This is a genomic window from Moraxella macacae 0408225, from assembly GCF_000320365.1.
GTDB lineage: Bacteria > Pseudomonadota > Gammaproteobacteria > Pseudomonadales > Moraxellaceae > Faucicola > Faucicola macacae.
The window spans coordinates 481,076-504,923 of sequence record NZ_ANIN01000002.1 but is presented as its reverse complement, the minus strand read 5'-3'; the positions used below and the strand labels follow the sequence as shown (position 1 = coordinate 504,923).

Below are 23,848 nucleotides of genomic sequence, written 5' to 3'. Positions count from 1 at the left end.
ATAAACATAGTTGGTAAAAGAATCACTAATTTTAAGGGGATTTTGGTAAAAAGTAAATTTTTTTGGTTAAAAAATAAACAAAAAAGCGAACACTAAAAAATGTTTGCTTTTTTGTTTTGGTTTTTTACTGATGAAAATTATGCTTATGCATTGTCATCGTGTAAAAATTCGTTGTGTTGTGGTGCTGGGCGTTTAAAACCACGTGTAACATACGCAAGGTAAAACACACCGATAAATGCCCAAATTAAGCCGTATTTTAACGCTGTTGGATCAATGTTTAGCCACATCAAAAATATCGCAATAAAACCGCCCGTTGGCACAACAAAATAATTAAAGATATCACCGCCAGTTCTATAACGACCATCGCGAAATACATATTGGCAAACCACTGAGAAATTGACAAAACTAAACGCAGTCAATGCACCAAAGCTGATTAACTCAACCACATCTTCAAGCTCAAACGGAATGGCGGTTAATGCTACAAGCCCTGCCAATAAAATATTGTTAACAGGCGTGCGAAGTTTTGGATGCAGCGATCCGAAGAATTTTTTGTTAATCACACCGTCGCGACCCATAACATACATCAAACGCGAAACCCCTGCGTGTGCTGAAATGCCCGATGCCATGACCGTGATAATTGCAAAATACAGCACAATGGTTTTTTGGGCTTCACCTAGGATATATTTTAAAATCTCAGGTTGAGTTTCATCTACCAGTTTAAAGTAATTTTCTGGGTTGCTTGGAAAATAAATCTGCATAAAGTAGCTGCTGATGATAAAAATAATCCCAGAAATTAACGACGTTAGCACAATTGCTTTTGGCAGAACTTTTTTGGCGTTTTTGGTTTCTTCTGCCAGGCTTGATAAGGCGTCAAAACCTGTAAACGAGAAGCACAAAATTGTTGCACCTGTAATCAATGCACTGACTTCAGTGCTGCTATTCCAAAATGGCTCAAATGTCCAAAGTTGGTATTTGGCAGTGTCAATTGCACCATCGGCGGTTACGCCATTTGCCAAAAAGTCATAGACGCGGTAAGTAAAATAGGCAATCACGCCAAGCTGTACAAACACAATGGTACTGTTAAAACGCGCCACAAATCTTGCACCAAATAAGTTCACCGCCGTCATCACCGCCGTCAAACCGACGACCCAAATCCACGGTGCAATGCCAGGGAAAATGTCTTTTAGATAAATTTCTGCCAAAATGATATTTACCATCGGAGCGAGCAGATAATCAAGCCAACTGCTCCAACCTACCAAAAAACCCACATTGGGGTGAATGGCTTTTTGGGCATAGGTATATGCTGAACCAGAAGAAGGGTAACGGCGAATCATATGTCCATAACTTACCGAGGTAAGCATGATTGCCAGTAATGCAAAGATATAAGATGTCGGAACGTGTGCACCGCTATCTCGAGAAACCATACCAAAAGTATCAAATAAAGTCATTGGCTGAATATAAGCCAGACCGATAATAATCACGTGCCAAAGCACCAAATTTTTTTGTAACGTTACGCCGCTGCTATGTGCTGATGTTGTCAATGCTATCTTACTCCTGTACCTAGACAAATCAAGGATAAAACAATTTTAACCATGAAATTAGGGGTGTGTTTAGGCTTTATCAATTTAAAAATTCAATTAAAAATGACAAATTGATAAAAAAGTTTTTAAAAAATAATACTGCTTAGAAAAAGCGTATTATATAGACAAAATTCATAAAAAAAAGCAAAAAAATTGCTTTGTTACAAAATTTTTGCTTTTGTGTAAAAAATATACAGAAAATTGGCAAATAAATGTAAAAACTTATCCAAAAAACCAAATATAATCAAAAAATTGCTCACGAAATGCCGTATTCAAAAAACCATAAATCAACAAAAATTCCCACACAATCCATAGTATGCAAGCATAACATTTAATTTGTTCTGCATTGTATTCTTGAGACAGCCAATTGACAATGGGTAAATTATCCAATTTTGCCAACCAATCCGCCCCTTGATAAAATATGACCCAAACAAAAAACAAATTGGTTAATAAGGTAAAACAAAGCCAAAATAGCATTTTAGACCTAAGCGACCAAACGAGCTTGTTTTTGACCGTTATTTTCTACACTTGCTCTTTCAAAACTGCGTCTTTCAAAACTACGGTTTTTTAGACCAAGAATGCCATATGGATAACTGATATTATCAGTATCGGAGAAATGATTATAAAAATTATTATAATCCTGCAAGGACAGTGATCGTTTTAATGTTTTTTGTAAATTGGCATCAGCCAATGCTTGTTGTGTAAAGCCAACATAGCTTGGAAGCGAATCGCCATTTTCATGTTGAGCAAAAGACAAATTACTAATGGACAAAGCAGATAATGCAACCAATGATAGACAGAATATTTTTTTCATTAACTAAAATCCCTTTCTTTTATTGTATTTATTGTATTGTTTTAAGCGTTTAATTTAGAATAAATTAAAATATTGTAATAATATAGTATATTAATGTTATGGATTGTAATTCATTATGATGGTTTCGTTGAAAAAATCTTTATTTTTGGTGAAAGGTAATGGTTTTTTTTGACAAAAACAGGTACTATAAGCACGTTTTTGCCACGATATCTTTTACAATAGATCTTTTACAATAGACTGTTATGAGCGACACGACAGAATTAACCCCAGTACAAAATCAACAAGTGCTTGATTTTTTTGATTTTATTGCCGATACCATCATGGATTGGCAAATACATCGTTGTCAGGTAACCCATGCCTTGATTGGTCAGCATGAACCGATGAAACTCATTTATCATTATGAACAACTGGCTGATGAAATTAAAGCACAAAACCCTTTAAATGGGGCATTGTTAAAGCGTTTTGACGATGTGATGACCAGAGAAGATTTTGCAGAATTGTTAAAAATTGATATTAATAAAATTGCAAAGCCTTATCAGCTTAAATTTGAGGGTAAATTGGTGGTTTTTTGCCAAAACCCAGAAGTTGCGTTGCGTTTGCATTGGACGAATACGTTAAAAAATTTTGAATTGTTGCATATACAGCATGATGATTTACAAAATGCCCTACAAAATGTAAAAAATTCAATGTTTAAGCATTGGCAATTGGTAGGTGAGGTTGATTTTATCAGCAAACAATCCAATGTTACGTTTCAAGTTGTTGGTAAGCCTATTGGCACTCAACAAGCGGATAGGGCAGATCTGGGTGATGCCTTACAAAATGTGGTGCTGTGGCAACAGTCATCAAGCCAGCGGTTTTTGCCACTACCATCTGTAATTGCACTGGATTTACAAAGACAATGTATGGCATCGCCGATGTTGGCGGATTTTTGGTTGGCACAGATTGTGGACGCGGTTGTCAATTGCATTAACAACCAATCATTGTATGAACAAACTAATCGTAGGTAACCAAATGGAAACTTCAATTGATGTGTTAAGCCTGATTGTGCAGGCAAGTGCGTTTGTCAAATTGGTGATGGCAAGTTTGTTGTTGGCAAGTTTGTTGTGTTGGGCGACGATTTTTCGTTTAAGCAGTCGCTTAGTAGCAGCCAATCAAACCGATGCTTATTTTGAGAAAACTTTTTGGTCTGGGGTTGAATTGCCAACCTTGTATAAAGGCGTGCAAGGCAATACTAAGCGTGGTGGGCTTGAGCAGATATTTTTTATTGGTTTTACTGAATACCTAAAACTGTGTCGCAGTCGCCAAACCAAATCGGACGTGATCGACGGTGTGGAGCGTAAATTGCGTGTTGGGCTTGGACGTCAGCAACTTGAGCTTGAGCACGGCTTGGCATTGCTTGCCAGTATTGCATCGGTATCACCGTATGTGGGGTTGCTTGGTACAGTGTGGGGAATTATGGTGGCATTTATGGGGTTGTCAACATCTTCTCAAGCGACATTGGCGGCGGTTGCTCCCGGTATTGTTGAAGCCTTGATTGCAACAGCTTTAGGTTTGTTTGCAGCCATTCCTGCAGCGTTGGCATTTAACCATTTTACCGCAAAAACCGAAAAAGTATACCAAAACCGTGCATTATTTTGTGATGAAATGACGGGCATGTTGCTAAGTGATAATCAAGATAAGTGATAAACAAGATAAATGACAATCAAGATAAGTGACAATCAAAATTAAGTATACATAAGAATCGCTATTTTAATAAGAGACGCGTATGAAAGCCAATCCTTTTAGCCGTTCTGTCAAAAAAGTCAATGCAGGCATGAATGTTGTGCCGTATATTGATGTGATGTTGGTGTTGTTGGTAATTTTTATGGTAACTGCGCCGATGTTGACGACGGGTGTGGATATTGATTTGCCAAAGGCACAGACCAATGCGATTAAACAAGGGGTGCAAATGCCTGTTATTGTATCGCTGGACAGTAAGGGTGATGTCTATTTAAGCTATCAAGACAAAAGTGATGAACCTGTAAGTCAAAGCCAATTGATAACAACGTTACAAACCTTGCAACAATTGCCTGAATACCAAAATGCAGAAGGCTCAACCATGCAGGTGATGATAAATGCAGACAAAAGCAATGCGTATGGTGATGTTATGGCGCTTATGGCAAAATTACAACAAGCAGGAGTTGTGAAAGTTGGTCTGCTTACCGCACCGCCTGAAAGCCACGCTAAATCTGACAAAAACCCCAAACCTAATAAAACCCCTAAAATAAAAACACCCAAAGACGAATGATTTTTACGAGAAATTTTTACGAGAAATACCATGCGCCCTGAAGTTACGTCTGTTTATATTCCTGTAAAAACCCAAGATTATCGCTTTTTGGCGGTTTTGCTTAGTGTTTTTGGACATGGGTTGTTGTTAGGAGCGGTGTTGTATTTTCACAGTGAACCGCCACCACCGCCCATGCAAACCGTGTTAATTTCTCCTGAAGATCTGTCTCAATTGCAAGAACAAGTAAAAGCCAAGCAACAAAATAATACCAAGCATACAGATCAAGGCTACACAGATCAGAGCGACACAGAGCAAAATTTAAACCAAAATCAAGCTGAAAATCTGCCACCGCCCAATCCAGAAACCGCGAAAATCATGCAAGAAATTGCCCAAAAAGAAGCTGAATTTCAAGCCAAACAAGCCCAATTGGCCAAACAAGTTGACGAGCAACATAAAGCCGAACAACAACGCATTGTCAATGAACTTAATCAACAACTTGCCGAAGAGCAACAAACGTTAAGAGAATATGCCGCTGCTAAAAATCGCATTGACGAAATTGAAGCCAACTTGCGTGCCGATATGGAGCGTGCAAGAGATGAGATTCAAAGGCGTGTTGATGAAAAACGCATTCGCATTGAAAGCAAAAACATTGCAACAGATGGACAAAGTCTGGCAAAAAACTCTAGTAGCCTAAGCAACAATTTGCCAAACAACAATTTGCCAAACAACCACCCACAAGATGCCAATAATGAACCGAAGCCAAGGGCAAAAAATGAAGCAAATTTTGCCAATTATTTAAACCAAATTCAAACCATTATCGATAACAATTGGCATCCGCCGACCAACAGTAATGGCAAAAAACTTACCGTGCAATTTAGCATTTCACCATCAGGAGTAATTAGCAATATTCGCGTGCAAGGCAGTGGTGATGAGGTTTTTAAAAACAGCCTTAAAAAAGCGGTGCAATCATCTAGCCCCTTGCCACCACCGCCTGCTGATGCTTACGAAGAATTTCGTTACAATCAATTTACCTTTATTGCTGATTGACCTAATCAAAGATTTTAGGCTTAAGAATTTCACGCTGGTTGTTAAATGAGTGTTGATGAAATTGCCAATTAAAAATGTGTTTTTTAAAAATGTGTTTTTAACCAAAAAATCTGCTATAATATACGGTTTATCTAAAAATATAAAGGTTTTGCTATGCGATTTATTGATGAAGCGGTTGTAACAGTCAAGGCGGGTGATGGGGGCAATGGCATTGTTAGTTTTCGCCGTGAAAAATACATTCCAAAAGGCGGGCCAGACGGCGGTGATGGGGGTAGAGGTGGCAGTGTGTATGTGGTTGCTGATGACAACACCAACACCCTTGTAGACTACCGCTATACGCGTCGCTATGAGGCCAAGCGTGGTGAAAATGGACGCAGTAAAAACTGTTCAGGTCGTAAGTCTGATGATATTTTTTTATCCGTACCAATTGGTACAACCATTATCGATTTAGACACTGATCAGGTGATCGGTGATTTGACCGAACGCGGACAAAAAATCATGGTGGCAAAGGGCGGTGATGGTGGATTGGGCAACACTCATTTTAAAACATCTACCAATCAAGCCCCACGCAAGGCAACCAAAGGTTTTGAGGGTGAGTTAAAACAGTTAAAACTAGAATTAAAAGTTGTTGCTGATGTCGGTTTGATCGGTTTGCCAAATGCAGGCAAATCCACTTTTATTCGGCAAGTGTCATCGGCTCGGCCAAAAGTTGCCAGTTATCCATTTACCACGCTTGTACCAAATTTGGGTGTGGTAGATGTTGGTTTGGGGCGTTCGTTTGTTATGGCGGATATACCTGGTTTGATTGAGGGGGCATCGCAAGGAGCAGGGCTTGGCATTCGTTTTTTAAAACACGTTGCTCGTACACGCAGACTGCTTCATATTGTTGATGTGAAGCCGATTGATGGCAGCGATCCTGTACAAAATGCTGAGGTGATTTTAAACGAATTGCAAAAATTTTCCAAAGAATTATCAAAATTGCCACAAGTGTTGATTTTAAACAAAATTGACCAAGTGCCAACAGAAGAGCAAAATGCGTTATGCACGCACATTGTGGCGGAGCTTGGTTGGATAGGGGTTGTATTTCGTACCTCAACTTTGACAGGGGCAGGCGTTGATGATGTGGTGTTTCATTTGATGAATGAAATTGACCGCGAAAAAGAATTGGAACAACAAAGTCCTGAATTTGCCAAAGAGCAACACTTGCGTTTTGAGCGTTTAGAAGCCGAAGTGCGTGCCAACAGCGAAGAGCAAAAACAGGCGTATCGTGCTATGCGAAAAGCCCAACGCGAAAATTTAACGCATATGGAAGAAGATGAAAATTTTGATGATGACGATCATGACGATGACGGCGTAGAAGTGGCATACGCACCTTATTAACCCGCCAATTTTATTAACCCATCAATTCATTGAGTGAAAAAAAGAGAAAATTTAGATTTTCTCTTTTTTTTGTGATTCTTTTTGTGATTTTGGTAATGCAATTAATCGTGCGAACGACGGCGTTTGGTAGATGATCGGTATAGATCAGTTTTGGTGTTTTTGGCTTTGTGGGATTCAAAGTTTGATTTTTTATCAATGCTGTTTTTATCAGCACCTTTTTTAGCAAATTTTTTGCTGTTTTTGTCAAAACTTTTATGACTGTCTTGGTTGTCTTTTTTGGCAAAAGACTGACTGTTGCGTTTGGTGTTATTAAAACGGCTTTCTGCTTGGCGACGGTTTGACGGTTTATCGCGGTTTTCATAGTTGGGGCTGTTGGAGCTTAAGCTGTTGTTAAAATCTTGTCCAAATTTACGCGGTTGTTTGTCAAAATCAGCAAATTTTTTGCTGTTTTCGGTTTTTTTATTTTCATAACGATCATCACGAGCAAAGCGTGTCTTTTTGTCAACTGAACGTTTGTCAAACGAACGCTCGCTGTTGTCAAATTTTGGTTTGCGATCAAAAGATTTTTCACGCCCACTAAAATCTGCTTTTTTGCCAAAACGTCCTTTGCTGCGTCCTTTTTTGGCATCGCGATCATGACGTTCGATAAATTTTGGTTCAAGTCCCTCCACCACAGCTTCAGACATATCACGTTTTAGATAGCGGTTGATGTTGCCAAGTTGACGACGATCATCGCGACTGCATAAGTTAATTGCAATGCCTGTGCGTCCTGCTCGTCCTGATCGACCAATGCGGTGCACATAATCTTCAACTTGGCGAGGCAAATCATAGTTAAACACATGACTGATATTAGGCAAATCAATACCGCGGGCTGCTACATCGGTTGCCACAACAAGTTGATATTTGCCACTGCGTAAATCGGCAACGATACGGTTACGCTTGCCTTGTGGCAAATCACCGTGTAAGTAGCAAACTTTATGCCCCCATTCTTGCAAACGCTCGGCAAGTTCTTCGCTGCTGCGTTTGGTGGCGGTAAAAATAATGGCTTGACTGCGTTCATTATCACAAATTAAATGTTCTAGTAATTTGTTTTTATGGTCAAAATTATCACAAAAATACACTTTTTCATCAATGTGGGCGGTTTCTACTTTAATGCTAATGCGTTCTGGGTTTTCGGTAAAACTTTCGGCAATTTTGCCTACCGCGCCATCCCATGTTGCTGATGACATGATGGTTTGGCGACTGCTCGGTGTGGCATCTAAAATTGCATTGATGTCATCGGCAAAACCCATATCCAACATGCGATCGGCTTCATCAAGCACCAACATAGACAGATCGGATAAATCCACACGTCCTGCACTGATATGATCAAGCAAACGCCCCGGTGTGGCAATGATGATTTGCACGCCTTTTTTTAAGGCACGAATTTGTCCGCCATACGCCGATCCGCCAACCAGTGGCACACTAAACAAATCACGCATTGACGAACCATAACGACGAATGCTATCAGAAACCTGATGGGCTAATTCACGCGTTGGAGTTAAAATCAAGGCTTTTACTGCCTTGGATTTGTGTTGTTTGGTTTTGATAGCGGGGGTGTTGCTTAGTTGGTGCAAAATTGGCAATACAAATGCAGCGGTTTTGCCACTGCCTGTTTGGGCGGATAACAACAAATCACGCCCTTCGATAGCGACAGGAATTGCTTTGGCTTGGATAGGTGTTGGCGTGGTGTAGCCTGTTTTTTCAATGCTTTTTAACAAAATGTTGGACAATCCCAAATCGGCAAAACCTAAATTGTCTGAATTTTCTTTGTTGGTGTTGTCAAGGTTGGTGTTGTCAAGCGGATTCAGAGGCTGTAAAATTTCGCTTAATTGAGGGTTAAAGCTGTCGGTTGGTTGGTGATTTTGGTGGGCAGTGGTTAAAAAACGATCGATACTTGTCATAAAAAACCTTTAAAATAATTTTAAAATAATTTTAAAAAATAACCTTAAAAACAAATGCCAACCAATCAGCGACCCTAAAACCCTAAAAGTTTTGGATTTGTTGTGATTAATCATTTGGTTTTAAGTGTAAAAATTACACGCAAAAAAGCAAAACTCAGAACCTTAATCAAATTCACCTGATTAAAGTACGTTCAACACAAAAATCGTGTTATTTGAGCATTGCAATCTCAAGTGTCATTTTACGAGTTACTGGTAAAAATATTTTACGGTTAAAAATGACAAAAAGTGGAAATTTTTATTACAATGCTAAAATGATATCAAACGGCAAAACTATTGAAAACTATTGTTAATTTATTAGTATTAACATGTTAATATTAACATGATTATTAACAATGCTTTATAATTTTAACCGTTTATAATGTTGACAAGATTTGGAATAAACTTGACATTGCTATCAGCGTAATGAAAGGAGTTATTTTACCTAAAATGGCAATAAAAAGCAAGTATTTTTTGTGCAAATAAATGTTTTACATAAACATAAATGTTTTACATAAACATAAATGTTTTACATAAACATAAATGTTTTACATAAACAAAAAAAGCATAGATTAACAAAAAAGCATGGATTTTTTGCTATCAAAATTTTGCTATCAAAACAAGTGATAACAAGGTAAAATAACTTATTTTTGGAAAATTGATTTATGTTACATAATATTGCTTGGTTTAATTCTTGGTTTGGCAAAAGCGTGCGTTTGGTTTTGCTTGTGGTTGCATGTGCATTAACAGCTTGTGGACAAAAAGGCAGTTTGTATTTGCCTGATAAGACCAATCAGTCAATTTCATCAGAGCACGGTGATAGCCCAAATAAAGAACAATCTGACCAAAAACTAAAGGTATAGTAATGACTCACGACGATACATTTACAATCAACCCAATCCAACACGTTGCTCATTTGCCATTTTTGGCGTATAAAAACAACCGCTTAACCATGGATAAAGTGGATTTAAACACCGTTGCCAATGAATTTGGTACGCCTGTGTATGTTTATAGCAAGCAGGCAATTTTGGCAAATTATCAGGCGTATGTTGATGGTTTTTCTGACATTGAAAGCCAAATTTGTTACGCAGTCAAGGCTAATTCTAATTTGGCGGTTTTACAAACGTTGGCAAAAGCAGGTGCAGGCTTTGATTTGGTTACAGGTGGAGAATTGGCACGCGTGCTAAAAGCAGGTGGCGATCCCAACAAAATCGTTTTTTCAGGGCTTGGCAAAAGTCATGCTGATATTGCACAAGCACTACAAGTTGGTATTGCTTGCTTTAATGTGGAGTCGGTTAGCGAGTTGTATCGCATAAGCGAGGTTGCACAAAAAATGGCGAAAACCGCTCCGATTTCTTTGCGAGTTAATCCAGATGTAGATGCAAAAACGCACCCGTATATTTCTACAGGTTTAAAAGACAATAAATTTGGTATCAGTCATGCTGAAGCGATACAGGTTTATAAACTTGCCAAAACCTTGCCAAACCTTGAGATTGTTGGCATTGATTGTCATATTGGTTCTCAATTGAGTGAAGTTAACCCTTTTATCGATGCCCTTGATAAAGTGATTGAACTGATTTGCCAATTAAAAACCCATGACATTTATTTAAAACACATTGATCTAGGTGGTGGCCTGGGTGTGCGTTATACCGATGAAACGCCTGTAAATTTAACAGATTTTGCCAATGCTTTATTGCCAAAATTAAAAACGCTTGGGCTAAAACTTTATTTAGAGCCCGGACGAAGCATTGTTGCAAATGCTGGCGTTTTGCTGACAAAAGTAGACATTTTAAAACCGACCGAGCATAAAAATTTTGCAGTGGTGGATTGTGCAATGAATGACTTAATCCGTCCAACCTTATACGAAGCAGTCATGGCGGTGATACCTGTCAATCTTGACACTCATGCTGACAATAAAGCTGACAATAAAATCTGGGATATTGTTGGGGCAATTTGTGAAACGGGGGATTTTTTGGCAAAAAATCGCACACTGGCTTTGGCCGAAAACGATCTGCTTGCTATCACAGGTGCTGGAGCATACAGTTTTAGCATGTCAAGCAATTATAACAGTCGTCCGCGTGCATGCGAGACATTGATTGACAACAACAAAATTCACCTGATTCGCGAACGCGAAACTGTGGCAAGTTTGTGGGAAGGTGAACATTTGTTGGGTTAAAGTGGGTTTGGAAAATCTGAAAAACTTGGGTAAATTGGCGTAAATTTTACAAAATGCTTATCAATTTTTTTGGCATATCATGTTAATATAATATTTTATAATTATAGTATTTGATTTTATAATATAATATTTGATATATAATATAGTATTTGCAAAAATTGTATAAAACCAAAAAGTTAAGGAAGTATCATGTTAATTGAATTTACAAAAATGCACGGCCTGGGTAATGATTTTATGGTGATAGATCTTGTTACTCAGCGTTTGGATTTGACAGAAGATTTTGTCAGATTGCTTGGCGATCGTCATTTGGGAATTGGTTTTGATCAATTGTTAATTGTTGAACCGCCCACGCGTCCTGATGTGGATTTTAAATATCGCATTTTTAATCAAGACGGATCGGAGGTGCAACAATGTGGCAATGGGGCTAGATGTTTTGCCAGATTTATCCAAGCTCGCAAATTGTCGTTTAAACAGCGAATCCGCGTTGAGACGGCAGGGGGCGTGATTGCACTTAGTACCGATAATTATGGTTGGGTGCAAGTGGATATGGGCAAGCCAAAATTTGAACCTGATGAGATACCATTTACGCCAAAAGCCATTACCAAAGTGCAAAACTCATATCGCCTAAATGTAGAGGGCATACCTGTAACGCTTTATGTGGCAAATATAGGCAACCCACACGCGGTTATCCGAGTAGATGATGTGTTAACAGCAGATGTAGAAAAACTTGGGCGAGCAATTGAGTCGCACCCTGCATTTCCTGAAAAAGTGAATGTTGGTTTTATGCAAGTGATGAACAACCGTCATATTCGTTTGCGTGTGTATGAACGCGGTGTGGGCGAAACTCAAGCCTGCGGTACAGGGGCTTGTGCTGCGGTTGCAACAGGTGTGCGTGAGGGTTGGTTAGATGAAGGCGTGGATATCAGAGCCCAGTTGTATGGGGGCAGCTTGATTATCCATTGGCAAGACGGCTATCCGATGTATATGACTGGCCCTGCAACTTTTGTGTATGAGGGTGTGTTTAGTCCAGAAGGTTTAATGGCAGGGGCAGGCATGAAACTTGCGACATCAGTGGCAGAAGATGAATAATTTTAGATGAATAGTATTTAGATGAATAGTATGTTGGCATTAATCGAGCAATGGCTTGATTCTTTAACTGTGCAAAATTATACGGTTGCGACGTTGCGCACTTATCGTCAAGCGTTGCGTCCTTTTTTGCTGTTTTTGCAACAACTTGACTGTGATGACATCAGTCAAATTCACCGTCAACATATCAGTGATTATCTTGTAGATCGTTTGGATAAAGACAAACTTGCAAAATCCAGTGTACAACATGAGTTAACTGTATTGCGCCAACTGTTTAAATGGTTGTTAAAACAAGGCTTTATCCACGAAAATCCAACCACTGCCCATCGTTTAAAACGTCCGACACGTCCTTTGCCTCCTTTATTGGATATGGATATTATAATCCAACTGCTGGATCAAGCACCACCTAAGCATGCCAAACAAATTCCGCTGTGGCTTCGTGATAAAGCCATGCTTGAGTTGTTGTACGGCAGCGGACTTCGCGTTGGTGAATTGGTAGGGTTAAACTTAAGCGATATTGACAAACAACAACAAATTGTAAGGGTTTTGGGTAAGGGTGGTAAAACACGCCTTGTGCCAATCGGTCAAAAATCCTGGCAAGCCTTGCAAGATTATTTGCCTTATCGTCAGTTGTGGCAACGCGACAATGTAAGCAACAGTGCGATTTTTATTAGTGAAAAATTTGGCAAACGCTTGACAACCAGAACGGTACAGTTACGCATTAAACACCATGCCAAACGTGCTAACATTTCCCAAAATGTGTATCCGCATTTGCTTAGACATTGTTTTGCCTCGCACATTTTAAGCGACAGTGGCGATCTGCGTGGCGTGCAGGAATTGCTTGGACATAGCGACATTAGCACCACGCAAGTTTATACCCATTTGGATTTTGGACATTTATCCAAAGTTTATGACAATGCCCATCCGCGTTCGCGTCGTTCTTGATTAAGCCATTATTATTAAGCCATTATTAAAGCATTAACAAGAACGACTTAAATTTTCAGTGGTTTTGCGCAGTTTTAAACTTAATAAAATTGCAATGCCACGCAAAATTTCAATTGCCACCCTTGGATAATCGGTTAACAGTGTCTCAAAATCTTTTTTGGTCAGCAATACCAATGCAGTTGTTTCCGATGCACGCACAGTTGCCGATCGTGTTAATGTGTCAATTAATGCCATCTCACCAATCGTATCACCTTGTTCAATGTGGCCAATATGGACAAGATGCGCAGATTTGGTTGGGTTTGATTTTAACACATCAAGCCCGCCGATCAATACAAATGCCATATAGTCGCCGTGCTCTCCTTCGTGAAATAAAAACTCATCAGCAAAAAGCTCTTTAAAAACCAAGCGTTGTTCTAATATTTGAAACATATAAGGGTCAAAATTGGCAAATAAGGGGCTTTTTTTTAAATAATCAAATAAGCTGTTGTTCATGGTTGTTCTTAATTTATCCTTGGTTGATTTTGTTTAGTTTAGTTTAACTTTATTTAATTTGATTATTAGCAGGGATTATGAATATCAAAACGCAGGCTTGCCATTAAATCCATGTTTTGTCGCCAAATTTGTTGTTGTGCGTTGTCAAAATCTGCGATTATCAACTGATAATTTATTAACTGATAGTTATCAGGTTTTTTGTTGGTGGAATTTTCGTTTAAATCTAGCCAAGATGTTGCTTGTTGACTGATTGGCAAGGCATCGAAATTTGGCAAAGGCTTGGTAAGATATTTGCCAATCGTTTCACCATACGCATTGATAATTTGGCTATGTCCCCACGTTTGCCTGTGCCGATCGTTAATTAGGTGTGTGCCTGTTTGTCCTGCACCGAGTGTTAGGCATTGACTGTCCAGTGCCCTGGCGGTAAGCAATGTTTGCCAATGTGCCTTGCCTGTGGCGTAAGTAAAAGCAGATGGTATGGTGAGTATTTCAGCTCCAAGTTGGCGTAAGCGTATAGCCAAACTGGCAAAGCGCAAATCAAAACACACCATCATGCCAATATTACCAAGCACGGTTTTTGCCACGACAGGTTCATTACCCGCTTCAAAGGTTATGCCCTCGTCATAGCTTGCAATAGAGTCATTAACCGTGGCTTTAAACAGATGAATTTTATCGTAACGTGCCACACAATCACCCGATGGATCGAACAACAACGATGTTTGGCGAAATTTACCCGAAGCCACAGGCATACCATTTGGGCGAAATGGACAGGGCAATGTTCCTGCCAATAAGTGGATTTGATAATGTTGGCTAATTTTGCTGCACCAATCGTGCAAGGCGTGAAAATACTGGGCGGCCAAACTTTGTTTGCCAAAACAAAACGCGTTTTCAGGCAACACCACAAGCGATACACCAACACTGACTGCAGTTTTTACCGCACTTTCAATTTGAATAAGATTTGCCAAAATATCGGTTTGGCTGTTTAATTGGACACAAGCAACTTTTGGCATGGTTTTGTCCTGTTTTGTTGGTTTTTGGCAAAATTTTAACCCATTTTAGCACGTTTTATACCGATTTTTGCCAAAAAAATGTTAAAATATTGTCGAGATACATAATTTTTGCTAAAATTTTTACATTCAACCTTGAATTTTTACATTCAACTTTGTAAATAACGATAAAAATCATGTAAAATAAAACCATAGGTGATTTGCAATGAAAATAGCACTGGGAGCAAAACTGACAACAGGTTTAAGCCTAACACCCCAATTGCAACAGGCGATTCGCTTGTTACAATTGTCAAGTATTGAGCTTGAACAAGAAGTTCAACAAAAGTTGGATAGTAACCCACTGCTGGAACGCATTGAACAAGACGAATTTGGCAATGATACGCACCGTGATGATCTAAGTGGTGATTTTTTGCAAGATGATTTTTCTTTAAAAAATAGCCTAAGCAAATCAAGTCAGGACAATTATCAAGATGATTGCCAAGATGATTATCAAGATTATGGCAGTGATGCAATAGACAGCAGTGAATATTTTGCCAGTAATAACCTTGAGATGGCCATCGATAGCGACTGGGGTGAGGTTTACACGCATGAATCGCCCACTGCTTTGCATGCAGATATTGATGAGTTAGATGATGCTTATAAATTTAGCACGCGCGGTAACATTCAAGATCATGTGCGTTGGCAGTTAAATTTTAAACATTTGTCTGATATTGAAATGGTTATTGCCGAGTATTTAATTGACAGCATGGACGAAAAGGGTTTTATTCGTTTGACGACCGATGAGTTGTTTGCTAGTTTAGATACAATGTTGTCGTTTTATCAGGTTGAAGAAGTGGATCTGACGCTTGAAAATGTTGAGGCGGTTGTAAAGCAAATCCAAAGTTGTGAACCGCTTGGGGTTGGATCGAGAAATTTATCGGAATGTTTGTTGTTGCAATTAAATCATTTGCCAAACGATAGCGAAAATTTAGAAAATGCCAAAAAACTGTTAAGCTATCCTGATCTAATTATTGCCAATAACATCAATGCACTGTTAAAAGAAACCAACTTAAATATTGAGGATATTCAGCCGGCTTTGGCACTTATTCGCACGCTTGATCCTAACCCTGCATCCGCGTATCAACAAAGCCAAAGCCAGTTTGATTTTGGTCCAGAAAGCTATGACATTCCTGATGTTTTGGTGGTGCAACATAAAGATTCTTGGCAAGTGAGTCTCAATTCTGATACATTGCCAAAACTGCGCATTAATCAAGAATACGCAAATTTAATCAAACGTAATGATGAAAGTGCCCAAAATCTATATTTGCGTGAGCATTTAAACGATGCACGCCTGTTTATCCGTAGCATAGAAGAGCGCAATCAAAATTTGCTAAAAGTGGCAACTTGCATTGTCAAACGCCAACAAAGTTTTTTTGAGCATGGGGCAACCGTTATGCAACCGATGATTTTAAAAGATGTGGCTGATGAAGTGGGGTTGCATGAATCTACAGTATCACGTATCACCACGAGTAAAACCATGCTTACGCCAAAAGGGTTGTTTGGGTTAAAATACTTTTTCTCAAGTCATGTTGCAAGCGAAGATGGCGAAAACGTATCATCAACTGCCATCAGTGCAATGATCAAACAAATGATTGACAATGAAAATCCAAAAAAACCGCTGTCTGACAATACCATTGTAGAAAATTTAAAAACACAAGGGATTGATATTGCACGGCGTACCGTTACCAAATACCGCGAAGCAATGCACATTGGATCGTCAACTCAGCGTAAACAACGTTTTTAGGCTTTGTTTTTAGACCAGTTTTGGTTTTTACTGATGAATTTATTAATCAACGTGTTAATCCATCTCGTCAAGCCAAGCCATCTGAATTGCTTCTAAGATTTTTTCATTGGATTTTTCAGGATCGTCGTCAAATTCTTCCAATTCTGTAATGTAGCGGTGCAAATCGGTAAAGCGTATGTACTGTACATCTTCGTTGGGGTATTTTTCTGCCAACTCAAGGGCAATGTCCAGTGTGTCAGACCATTTAAGTGTCATAAATTTTCCTAATGTTACATTTGGTTTAATTTGTTTGGTTTAATTTGTTTGGTTTAATTTGTTGGTTTGGTTGGTTAAAATAAAACTGTAATAAAACTGTAATAAAACTGTAATAAAACTGTGTAACCAAAACAATCTGGCGAAACCAAATAACATAACAGATTTTTGAGAAAAATAACAGTGCTTTTTTTGATTACCGTGCTTTTTTGGCTAAATTTTCTTTCCAACTGGTTGCCAAACAGTCGATGTTAAGCCACATTGTAAGGGTGTCGTTGTCAAGGTTGCTTTGTTGGTTGATGAGTTGCCATAGTGCTTGCAAATTGGCAAACGGATAGGGGCGAGCTGCCAAAAAAACCTCCATGCCTGCTTGAAGATTGCCTGTTTGTATCACCTTGTAATACCAACCGCTAATGCCGTTGGTGCTAAGCCATAAAGCGGCGTGTTTGGCATGGGGTTTGTTAATCACATCGTTGATTTTGTAGCAGGGCAGGCGTGGCTGAACAACTTGTAATTTTACGGCATCTGTGCAATTAAAATTGCCAAAATGGTAAACATCACCGATGCAAACGTTGGTTTCGTTCATGTTAAAATTTGGTGCTTGTACGGTTAAATTTTCGCCCAATGCACCGATGGGTAAGTTTATGCCAAAATGGGCGTTAAGTCGCTCGTAAGTTTCGGTGGACATTTGATGCACCGCTTTTAGGTATCCTCCGTGATGACGCAGATCGGCTTGTTCATCTTCGGATATGCCAAGTTCATTGACAAATCGGCTTTCGGTGGTTGGTATTTTGTGAATGGCACTTAATTTTTCGCGGCTAAAGGGTTTGGCTTTGCCTATGCGTAGGTGCGTGAGTATGCCAACTTTTTGTGGTAAAGGGTTCATTAAAATGCCTTTTAGGGTTGTTTGGCAATTTTAGCTTGCAAAAATTTTAGCTTGCAAAACTTGCAAATAGATCATATTCACTGGCTTCGTCAATCGTTACTGTCAAAAATTCACCGACTTTAACCGTTGCGTCGATATTGTCTACATACACATGCCCATCGATCTCTGGTGCGTCTGCATAACTGCGACAAATCGCAATGTTTTCTTCATTATCAATCTCATCAACCAAAACGGTTAATGTTGCACCAACTTTTTCTTGCAATTTTTCAGCAGAAATTTGTTGTTGTAATGCCATTAAACGCTCATAACGTGCTTGTTTGATTTCTTCTGGCACAGGATTTGGCAAGTTATTTGCAGTTGCCCCTTCGATTGTGGAATAAGTAAACGCACCAACGCGATCTAAGCGTGCTTTTTTTAGCCAGTCCAATAAATATTCAAAATCCTCTTCGGTTTCGCCCGGAAAGCCCACCACAAAAGTAGAGCGAATGACGATGTTAGGGCAGATTTTACGCCACTGCTGAATGCGTTCTAGCACATTTTCACTATGGGCGGGGCGTTTCATTGCTTTTAGTACAGATGGGCTTGCGTGTTGAAACGGAATGTCAAGATAGGGCAGTAATTTGTCTTTTGACATGAGTTTTACCACCTCATCAACGTGCGGATATGGGTAAACATAATGCAGGCGCACCCAAATACCAAGGCGGTTTAACGCCTGGCACATATCGTAAAACTTAGATTTAATTGGCATGCCCTCCCAAAAGGTCATTTTGTATTTCAGATCCAAGCCATAAGCGGAAGTATCTTGTGAGATAACCAACAGCTCTTTTACCCCTGATTTTGCCAAGGCGACGGCTTCTTTCATGACATTGTCAATCGGACGGCTAACCAAATCACCACGCAGCGATGGAATAATACAAAACGTACAGCGATGATTGCAGCCTTCTGAGACTTTTAAATACGCATAATGTTTTGGTGTAAGTTTAATACCGGCGTCATTGATTAGATCAATTTTTGGATCATAGGTTTTGGATTTTGTGGGTTTTGGTACATGATGATTGACTGCGTTTACCACTTCATCATAAGCATGGGCTCCAGTTACAGCAAGCACAGCAGGGTGCATGCTACGGATTTTTTCGCTATCTTTGCCAAGGCAGCCTGTTACAATCACTTTGCCATTTTTGTTTAGAGCTTCACCAATTGCATCTAAACTTTCTTGTACCGCACTTTCAATAAAGCCACAAGTGTTCACTACAACCAAATCTGCTCCATCATAGTCGCTTGCCACTTGATAGCCGTCTTTGGTAAGTTCGGTAATGATGCGTTCACTGTCAACCAAGGCTTTTGGACAACCTAAGGAAACAAAACCGATTTTTGGTGGTTTGTCGTTTGTTGGTGTGTTTTTGGCAAATTGGGCGTTTTGGGCAAGGCTGCGATTTTGGTTGTGATTGGCTTTATGATGGTTTTGTTGGTGGTTAGAATGTTGTGGGTTAAAAATCTGTGGTTGGCTCATGGTTTTCACTTTTGGCTAAACATAAAATTAAATATAAAAAAATAAACATACAAATAAACTGTCTATTTTAACGTTTTTTGTGATTGTTGTAAAAACAATATTGTAAAAATGATATTGTAAAAACAATTACCTTGCTTTTTCTACTTTTGTTTTTTTGTCAATTGTGATACATTACAAGGCATTGTTAGCCTTAATGATAAACTTTTAACCAAATGTTGCACCCAAACTCCTTTGTTGCCACCGCCTCTCTTAATACCGAACATTTATCCGTTAATTTGTTGCAAAATTTGTTAACAGGCGTGTTGGTATTGAATGAAAATTACCAAATTATATTGGTGAATAATGCAGCAGAACAGATTTTGGCGGCAAGTTTTAGCCAAATTTCAACCCTGTCGATTTTTCGTATTTTACAACCGGTTGATACATTGGCAATTGATAAGTTGGCAACCGTCGACGATTTTGAACATTATTTTACAAAACAGCTTAACAATGCCAGACAGGTTTACCAAGCGTTTATCCAACATGATGTAAAAATTCATGGTGTATCAAAGCCGATTTTGGTGGATTATGGCGTGGCATCGATTGCGTTAAAATCTGGTATCGGTTTTGTGATTGAACTGTGGGAAAAAGACCGCCAAACCTTAATTCAACAGGAACAACAGCAACAAGCCCAGCATCATATCACCCGGCAGCTTATCTGTAGTATGGCACATGAAATTAAAAATCCGCTGGCAGGAATTTTGGGTGCAACGCAATTGTTGCAACGTGCTTTGCCAAAATTGATTGATAAGAAAAATTTAACAAATTTGGCAAATGACGATCAAAATCCACTTGCCAAAATTGAAAATTATCTAAACATTATTAGCAGCGAAACCAAACGATTAAACAATTTGGTAGAACAACTGCTTGGCAAACCAACCTTACCAAATTGGCAAGCTATCAATATTCATGAACCGATACAACAAGTATTGGCCTTGTTGGAAAATCAACATCAGACAATTGATTTTGTGAAAGATTATGATTTATCCTTGCCTGAAATTGTGGCGGATAAAGACCAGTTGATTCAAGTTTTTTTAAATTTACTAAACAATGCTATCTATGCACTAGCCAATGAATCCAAACCTGTGATCACCGTGCAAACACGCATTGCATATCAATATACGATTAACGATATTCGGCATAAAAGTGTATTGCAAGTCAATGTGATGGATAATGGCATTGGTATTGACAAAACCTTGTTGCCACGGATTTTTTATCCACTGGTAACAGGGCGTGTTGATGGCACAGGGCTTGGGCTTTCGGTGGTGCAAGACATTGTACATCGTCATCAAGGTTTAATCAAAGTCCAATCTGAACCGAGAAAAACAGTGTTTGGTTTGTTTTTACCATTTAAGCAAAACCACTAAATTATTTAATTATTCTAAATAACATATTCTAAATAACAATCAACAAAGCATGAGATGAAAGGCAAAAAATGAATAACGCTAAAAAAATTTGGGTTATTGATGATGACGTGGCATTGCGTATGATTTTGCAAGATGCACTGACGGATGCAAATTTTGAGGTGCAAACTTTTGGCAATGCAAAATTGGCGTATGAACAGCTTGAAAACACGCAAGATTTTATCAATTTGCCACAGGTGATTTTGACTGATATGCGCATGCCACTGATGAGTGGTTTGGATTTTGGGGCTAAATTGGGCGAAAAATTTGCACACATTCCGCTGATTGTTATGACTGCTCATGCAGATGTACAATCGGCAGTGGACAGTTACCAAGTTGGGGCGTTTGAATATTTGCCAAAGCCATTTGATCTTGATGTGATGTTGACAATGGTGAAAAAGGCAGGGCGGTTTTACCAAGAACAAAGCCTGATAAAAAATCAAGAAAAAAATCAAGCCAAGCCAAATAATTATTTGAACGACACTGGTTTGAAGCATACCCAGCAAAATCATGAACCAATTTCAGGAATTATTGGCAAAAGCTCTAAAATGCAGCAGGTGTTTCGTGCAATTGGGCGTTTAGCAAGCATGCCGATGACTGTGCTAATCACAGGCAAATCAGGTACAGGCAAAGAGTTGGTTGCCAACGCATTGCACGAACATTCACCTCGCAAAACCAAGCCTTTTATTGCCTTAAATATGTCAGCAATTCCGCAGGATTTGATTGAATCGGAGTTATTTGGACACGAAAAAGGGGCTTTTACTGGTGCAATTCATGCAAGGCTTGGGCGTTTTGAACAAGCACACGGTGGCACGCTGTTTTTAGATGAAATTGGGGATATGCCTTTATCAACTCAAACGCGGCTGCTAAGAGTGCTTGCCAATGGTGAATTTTTTCGAGTTGGTGGGCAAAAACCGATAAAAGTTGACGTTCGTATCCTTGCTGCCACCCATCAGCCACTTGAAAATTTGGTAAAACTTGGTAAATTTCGCGAGGATTTGTTTTACCGCCTAAATGTCATTCGTTTGCAGTTGCCTACGCTACAAGAGCGTCGCGAAGATATTGCCTTGTTGTTGGATTTTTTTATGCAAAAATTGGCAAGCCAAATGCAATTGCCAACAAAAACGCTAAGTTCCGAGGCATTACATTGTCTGACGTGTTATCATTGGCCGGGCAATGTGCGAGAGTTGGAAAACGTCTGTCGTTGGCTGATGGTGATGACAACAGGTCATGTGGTTAAGCCTGATGATTTGCCAGTGGAGATTTTAAACTTTATCCAAACAAATCATTTAGTAAATATTAACAATAATCCAACGAGCAAGGTTAACAATACAAGTAATATTAACCCAGTTGATACAGTTAATTTAACAAATCTAATCAACCATGATTTAACCAATAGCCAAAATAAACCAAATGACAATCGTGTTGTTAATCGTGTTGTCAATCATGTTGTTAATGCCAATACAATCAATGCCAACGATTGGCAAAACCCATTAAAAAATTGGCTAAAATTGGCATTAGAGCAAGACAAGCAGGATATTTTGCAACAAGCAATGCCAATGTTTGAGCAAATTTTATTAACCACCGCGCTTGATTTTACCAACAATCACAAATCAAAGGCGGCACAACTGCTCGGTTGGGGGCGGAATACTTTAACCAGAAAACACCGCCAACTGTTGAAAAATCAAGCTGTTGAAAAATCAAGCACAGTGTCAAGTGCAGTTACAATCGCAAAATCAAGCAATGAGCCGACTATAAATTAACATTGGCTATAATTTACGGTTACATCAATCACAGGGATTTTTTGGTTGTCTAAAACGTTGGTTGCCAATCCGCCCAGGGCGGTTTCTTTGTATTTTGCCATCATGTCTTGTCCGGTTTCTTTCATGGTTTTGATGACTTTATCCAGTGATACCACATGAAAGCCATCGCCTTTTAGAGCCAGGCGCGATGCATTGATAGCCTTGACTGCGGCCATAGCATTGCGTTCTATGCAGGGCACTTGCACAAGCCCTGCAATCGGATCGCAAGTCATACCAAGGTGATGTTCAATGCCAATTTCAGCGGCGTTACAGCATTGTTCAGGCGTGCCACCCAAAACATGGGTTAATCCTGCCGCCGCCATAGCACATGCCGATCCAACTTCACCTTGACAGCCTACCTCCGCTCCAGAAATGGAGGCGTTTTCTTTGATGATGATACCGATAGCACTTGCGGTTAATAAAAACTCATAAATTTTTTCATCGCTGTAGTTTTGACAAAAATCTTTATAATAGTGCATGACTGCAGGAATAACGCCCGCTGCACCATTGGTTGGAGCGGTAACAACGCGACCACCACTGGCGTTTTCTTCATTGACGGCCAAGGCATACAAGTTTATCCAATCCATAACCCCCAACAAATCATGAAAAACTTTTCGGCTATCAATGCCTGATAATTGGCGATAAATGGCCTTAGCACGACGTTTGACATTTAAACCTCCGGGCAAAATCCCCTCATTATGACAGCCGTCTATCACGCAATCTTGCATAACTTGCCAAATGGCGTGCAGATTGTCATTTAACGCTTTTTCGTTCATATTGGCGAGTTCATTGGCTTTTACGACCTCGGTAATGCTAAGTTTATTGGTTTTACAAATGCTTAACAATGCTTCGGCGGTGTCAAACGGATAGGGCACGGGTTTTTTGACGGTATCAATTACAGGTTCATCGTTTTTGGCCTCTTGTTCGGTTTTGACAAATCCGCCGCCGATAGAATAAAACGTATCGGACAACAAAAGTTTGTCATCAGCAAAAGCTTCGATTGTCAAGGCATTTGGGTGATAAGGCAAAAACTCCGATCCATTTAAAATCAAATCCGTGTCAGGGTTAAAATCAATCTCAATTTGCTGGTTGAGTGATAATTTTTTTGTGGTACGAATGGTTGCGATTTTATGTTGAATTAATTTGACATCAGTCAGATGCGGTTCTTCACCCATAAGCCCAAGCATAACCGCAATATCACTACCATGCCCACGCCCTGTCGCTCCAAGCGATCCGTACAGTACGGCGTGGATTTTGTTTACTTGTGGCAACAAATTTTTGTCAAGCAAATTTTGGATAAATAAATTCCCAGCTTTCATCGGTCCAACTGTGTGCGAGCTTGACGGCCCAATACCGATTTTAAACAAATCAAAAGTGCTAATCATGATAATCACCTGTGGT

General features: G+C 39.3%; 22 protein-coding genes. 12 read left to right on the top strand and 10 right to left on the bottom strand.

The features are described 5' to 3' along the window. Positions 1 to 143: 143 nt before the first annotated feature. From MOMA_RS07790 to MOMA_RS07780, 3 genes are all read right to left on the bottom strand, one after another. Positions 144 to 1,541, bottom strand: a complete 1,398-nt coding sequence (locus MOMA_RS07790) for an APC family permease (protein WP_009501983.1) — start codon at positions 1,539 to 1,541, stop codon at positions 144 to 146. Between the two features lie 261 nt (positions 1,542 to 1,802). Continuing rightward, positions 1,803 to 2,057, bottom strand: coding sequence for a hypothetical protein (locus MOMA_RS07785; RefSeq protein WP_009501982.1), 255 nt, complete (start codon positions 2,055 to 2,057; stop codon positions 1,803 to 1,805). Between the two features lie 7 nt (positions 2,058 to 2,064). Further along, complete coding sequence (locus MOMA_RS07780; protein ID WP_009501981.1) at positions 2,065 to 2,394, bottom strand: hypothetical protein; 330 nt, start codon at positions 2,392 to 2,394, stop codon at positions 2,065 to 2,067. Positions 2,395 to 2,636: 242 nt separating this feature from the next. Here MOMA_RS07780 and MOMA_RS07775 point away from each other — a divergent pair, with 242 nt between their 5' ends. From MOMA_RS07775 to obgE, 5 genes are all read left to right on the top strand, one after another. Continuing rightward, positions 2,637 to 3,401 carry a hypothetical protein gene (locus tag MOMA_RS07775; protein ID WP_009501980.1) on the top strand — a complete coding sequence of 255 codons (765 nt, stop codon included), beginning with the start codon at positions 2,637 to 2,639 and terminating at the stop codon, positions 3,399 to 3,401. Between the two features lie 4 nt (positions 3,402 to 3,405). Beyond that, complete coding sequence (gene tolQ / locus MOMA_RS07770) at positions 3,406 to 4,077, top strand: protein TolQ (RefSeq protein ID WP_009501979.1); 672 nt, start codon at positions 3,406 to 3,408, stop codon at positions 4,075 to 4,077. Between the two features lie 82 nt (positions 4,078 to 4,159). Next, a complete protein-coding gene (tolR, locus tag MOMA_RS07765) occupies positions 4,160 to 4,681 on the top strand; it encodes a protein TolR (protein WP_009501978.1) in 522 nt (173 codons plus the stop codon). Positions 4,682 to 4,711: 30 nt separating this feature from the next. Beyond that, positions 4,712 to 5,707: a cell envelope integrity protein TolA gene (gene tolA, locus MOMA_RS07760; RefSeq protein ID WP_009501977.1), complete on the top strand. Its 996-nt coding sequence runs from the start codon at positions 4,712 to 4,714 to the stop codon at positions 5,705 to 5,707. A 153-nt stretch (positions 5,708 to 5,860) separates the two neighbouring features. Next, positions 5,861 to 7,087 (top strand): GTPase ObgE, encoded by a 1,227-nt coding sequence (gene obgE / locus MOMA_RS07755; RefSeq protein ID WP_009501976.1) that lies wholly within the window; start codon positions 5,861 to 5,863, stop codon positions 7,085 to 7,087. Positions 7,088 to 7,188: 101 nt separating this feature from the next. Here obgE and MOMA_RS07750 read toward each other — a convergent pair whose 3' ends face one another. Further along, on the bottom strand, positions 7,189 to 9,030 hold the full coding sequence (locus MOMA_RS07750) for a DEAD/DEAH box helicase (protein ID WP_009501975.1): 1,842 nt from the start codon (positions 9,028 to 9,030) through the stop codon (positions 7,189 to 7,191). Between the two features lie 701 nt (positions 9,031 to 9,731). On the opposite strand from MOMA_RS07750, the gene lptM reads away from it, so the two are divergent. The 4 genes from lptM to MOMA_RS07730 all read left to right on the top strand — a co-directional run bounded on the left by lptM (position 9,732) and on the right by MOMA_RS07730 (position 13,273). Further along, positions 9,732 to 9,929 carry an LPS translocon maturation chaperone LptM gene (lptM, locus tag MOMA_RS07745; RefSeq protein WP_009501973.1) on the top strand — a complete coding sequence of 66 codons (198 nt, stop codon included), beginning with the start codon at positions 9,732 to 9,734 and terminating at the stop codon, positions 9,927 to 9,929. 2 nt (positions 9,930 to 9,931) lie between these two features. Beyond that, positions 9,932 to 11,242: a diaminopimelate decarboxylase gene (lysA, locus tag MOMA_RS07740; protein WP_009501972.1), complete on the top strand. Its 1,311-nt coding sequence runs from the start codon at positions 9,932 to 9,934 to the stop codon at positions 11,240 to 11,242. 189 nt (positions 11,243 to 11,431) lie between these two features. After that, positions 11,432 to 12,331 (top strand): diaminopimelate epimerase, encoded by a 900-nt coding sequence (dapF, locus tag MOMA_RS07735; RefSeq protein WP_009501971.1) that lies wholly within the window; start codon positions 11,432 to 11,434, stop codon positions 12,329 to 12,331. Between the two features lie 21 nt (positions 12,332 to 12,352). Next, positions 12,353 to 13,273 carry a tyrosine recombinase XerC gene (locus tag MOMA_RS07730; RefSeq protein WP_152411816.1) on the top strand — a complete coding sequence of 307 codons (921 nt, stop codon included), beginning with the start codon at positions 12,353 to 12,355 and terminating at the stop codon, positions 13,271 to 13,273. Positions 13,274 to 13,306: 33 nt separating this feature from the next. On the opposite strand, the gene MOMA_RS07725 is transcribed toward MOMA_RS07730, so the two are convergent. Next, positions 13,307 to 13,765, bottom strand: a complete 459-nt coding sequence (locus MOMA_RS07725) for a cyclic nucleotide-binding domain-containing protein (RefSeq protein ID WP_009501968.1) — start codon at positions 13,763 to 13,765, stop codon at positions 13,307 to 13,309. A gap of 65 nt (positions 13,766 to 13,830) precedes the next feature. Then, the gene (locus MOMA_RS07720; protein WP_009501967.1) at positions 13,831 to 14,775 is read right to left on the bottom strand and encodes a nitrilase-related carbon-nitrogen hydrolase; all 945 of its coding nucleotides are present in this window, start codon (positions 14,773 to 14,775) and stop codon (positions 13,831 to 13,833) included. Between the two features lie 202 nt (positions 14,776 to 14,977). Between MOMA_RS07720 and MOMA_RS07715 the strand changes: the two genes are divergently transcribed. Next, on the top strand, positions 14,978 to 16,555 hold the full coding sequence (locus MOMA_RS07715) for an RNA polymerase factor sigma-54 (RefSeq protein ID WP_009501965.1): 1,578 nt from the start codon (positions 14,978 to 14,980) through the stop codon (positions 16,553 to 16,555). A 54-nt stretch (positions 16,556 to 16,609) separates the two neighbouring features. Here the strand turns inward: MOMA_RS07715 and iscX are convergent, their stop codons facing one another. The 3 genes from iscX to rimO form a co-directional block, all read right to left on the bottom strand. Further along, positions 16,610 to 16,810 (bottom strand): Fe-S cluster assembly protein IscX, encoded by a 201-nt coding sequence (iscX, locus tag MOMA_RS07710; RefSeq protein WP_009501964.1) that lies wholly within the window; start codon positions 16,808 to 16,810, stop codon positions 16,610 to 16,612. 193 nt (positions 16,811 to 17,003) lie between these two features. Then, positions 17,004 to 17,693, bottom strand: coding sequence for an MOSC domain-containing protein (locus MOMA_RS07705; protein ID WP_009501963.1), 690 nt, complete (start codon positions 17,691 to 17,693; stop codon positions 17,004 to 17,006). 46 nt (positions 17,694 to 17,739) lie between these two features. Further along, positions 17,740 to 19,203 (bottom strand): 30S ribosomal protein S12 methylthiotransferase RimO, encoded by a 1,464-nt coding sequence (gene rimO / locus MOMA_RS07700; RefSeq protein WP_009501962.1) that lies wholly within the window; start codon positions 19,201 to 19,203, stop codon positions 17,740 to 17,742. A 212-nt stretch (positions 19,204 to 19,415) separates the two neighbouring features. On the opposite strand from rimO, the gene MOMA_RS07695 reads away from it, so the two are divergent. Then, positions 19,416 to 20,609 carry a two-component system sensor histidine kinase NtrB gene (locus tag MOMA_RS07695; RefSeq protein ID WP_009501961.1) on the top strand — a complete coding sequence of 398 codons (1,194 nt, stop codon included), beginning with the start codon at positions 19,416 to 19,418 and terminating at the stop codon, positions 20,607 to 20,609. 68 nt (positions 20,610 to 20,677) lie between these two features. Continuing rightward, entirely contained in the window at positions 20,678 to 22,408 is a 1,731-nt protein-coding gene (locus tag MOMA_RS07690) for a sigma 54-interacting transcriptional regulator (RefSeq protein ID WP_009501960.1), read from the top strand. On the opposite strand, the gene MOMA_RS07685 is transcribed toward MOMA_RS07690, so the two are convergent. Continuing rightward, positions 22,405 to 23,835 (bottom strand): L-serine ammonia-lyase, encoded by a 1,431-nt coding sequence (locus MOMA_RS07685; protein WP_319795821.1) that lies wholly within the window; start codon positions 23,833 to 23,835, stop codon positions 22,405 to 22,407. The two genes, MOMA_RS07690 and MOMA_RS07685, sit on opposite strands and share 4 nt — an antisense overlap. Between the last annotated feature and the right edge of the window lie 13 nt (positions 23,836 to 23,848).

Coding starts and splice junctions, on each gene's coding strand:
- MOMA_RS07785 (WP_009501982.1), bottom strand. CDS start 2,057: ATGCTATTTTGGCTTTGTTTTACCTTATTAACCAATTTGTTTTTTGTT.
- MOMA_RS07780 (WP_009501981.1), bottom strand. CDS start 2,394: ATGAAAAAAATATTCTGTCTATCATTGGTTGCATTATCTGCTTTGTCC.
- MOMA_RS07775 (WP_009501980.1), top strand. CDS start 2,637: ATGAGCGACACGACAGAATTAACCCCAGTACAAAATCAACAAGTGCTT.
- tolQ (WP_009501979.1), top strand. CDS start 3,406: ATGGAAACTTCAATTGATGTGTTAAGCCTGATTGTGCAGGCAAGTGCG.
- tolR (WP_009501978.1), top strand. CDS start 4,160: ATGAAAGCCAATCCTTTTAGCCGTTCTGTCAAAAAAGTCAATGCAGGC.
- tolA (WP_009501977.1), top strand. CDS start 4,712: ATGCGCCCTGAAGTTACGTCTGTTTATATTCCTGTAAAAACCCAAGAT.
- obgE (WP_009501976.1), top strand. CDS start 5,861: ATGCGATTTATTGATGAAGCGGTTGTAACAGTCAAGGCGGGTGATGGG.
- MOMA_RS07750 (WP_009501975.1), bottom strand. CDS start 9,030: ATGACAAGTATCGATCGTTTTTTAACCACTGCCCACCAAAATCACCAA.
- lptM (WP_009501973.1), top strand. CDS start 9,732: ATGTTACATAATATTGCTTGGTTTAATTCTTGGTTTGGCAAAAGCGTG.
- lysA (WP_009501972.1), top strand. CDS start 9,932: ATGACTCACGACGATACATTTACAATCAACCCAATCCAACACGTTGCT.
- dapF (WP_009501971.1), top strand. CDS start 11,432: ATGTTAATTGAATTTACAAAAATGCACGGCCTGGGTAATGATTTTATG.
- MOMA_RS07730 (WP_152411816.1), top strand. CDS start 12,353: ATGAATAGTATGTTGGCATTAATCGAGCAATGGCTTGATTCTTTAACT.
- MOMA_RS07725 (WP_009501968.1), bottom strand. CDS start 13,765: ATGAACAACAGCTTATTTGATTATTTAAAAAAAAGCCCCTTATTTGCC.
- MOMA_RS07720 (WP_009501967.1), bottom strand. CDS start 14,775: ATGCCAAAAGTTGCTTGTGTCCAATTAAACAGCCAAACCGATATTTTG.
- MOMA_RS07715 (WP_009501965.1), top strand. CDS start 14,978: ATGAAAATAGCACTGGGAGCAAAACTGACAACAGGTTTAAGCCTAACA.
- iscX (WP_009501964.1), bottom strand. CDS start 16,810: ATGACACTTAAATGGTCTGACACACTGGACATTGCCCTTGAGTTGGCA.
- MOMA_RS07705 (WP_009501963.1), bottom strand. CDS start 17,693: ATGAACCCTTTACCACAAAAAGTTGGCATACTCACGCACCTACGCATA.
- rimO (WP_009501962.1), bottom strand. CDS start 19,203: ATGAGCCAACCACAGATTTTTAACCCACAACATTCTAACCACCAACAA.
- MOMA_RS07695 (WP_009501961.1), top strand. CDS start 19,416: ATGTTGCACCCAAACTCCTTTGTTGCCACCGCCTCTCTTAATACCGAA.
- MOMA_RS07690 (WP_009501960.1), top strand. CDS start 20,678: ATGAATAACGCTAAAAAAATTTGGGTTATTGATGATGACGTGGCATTG.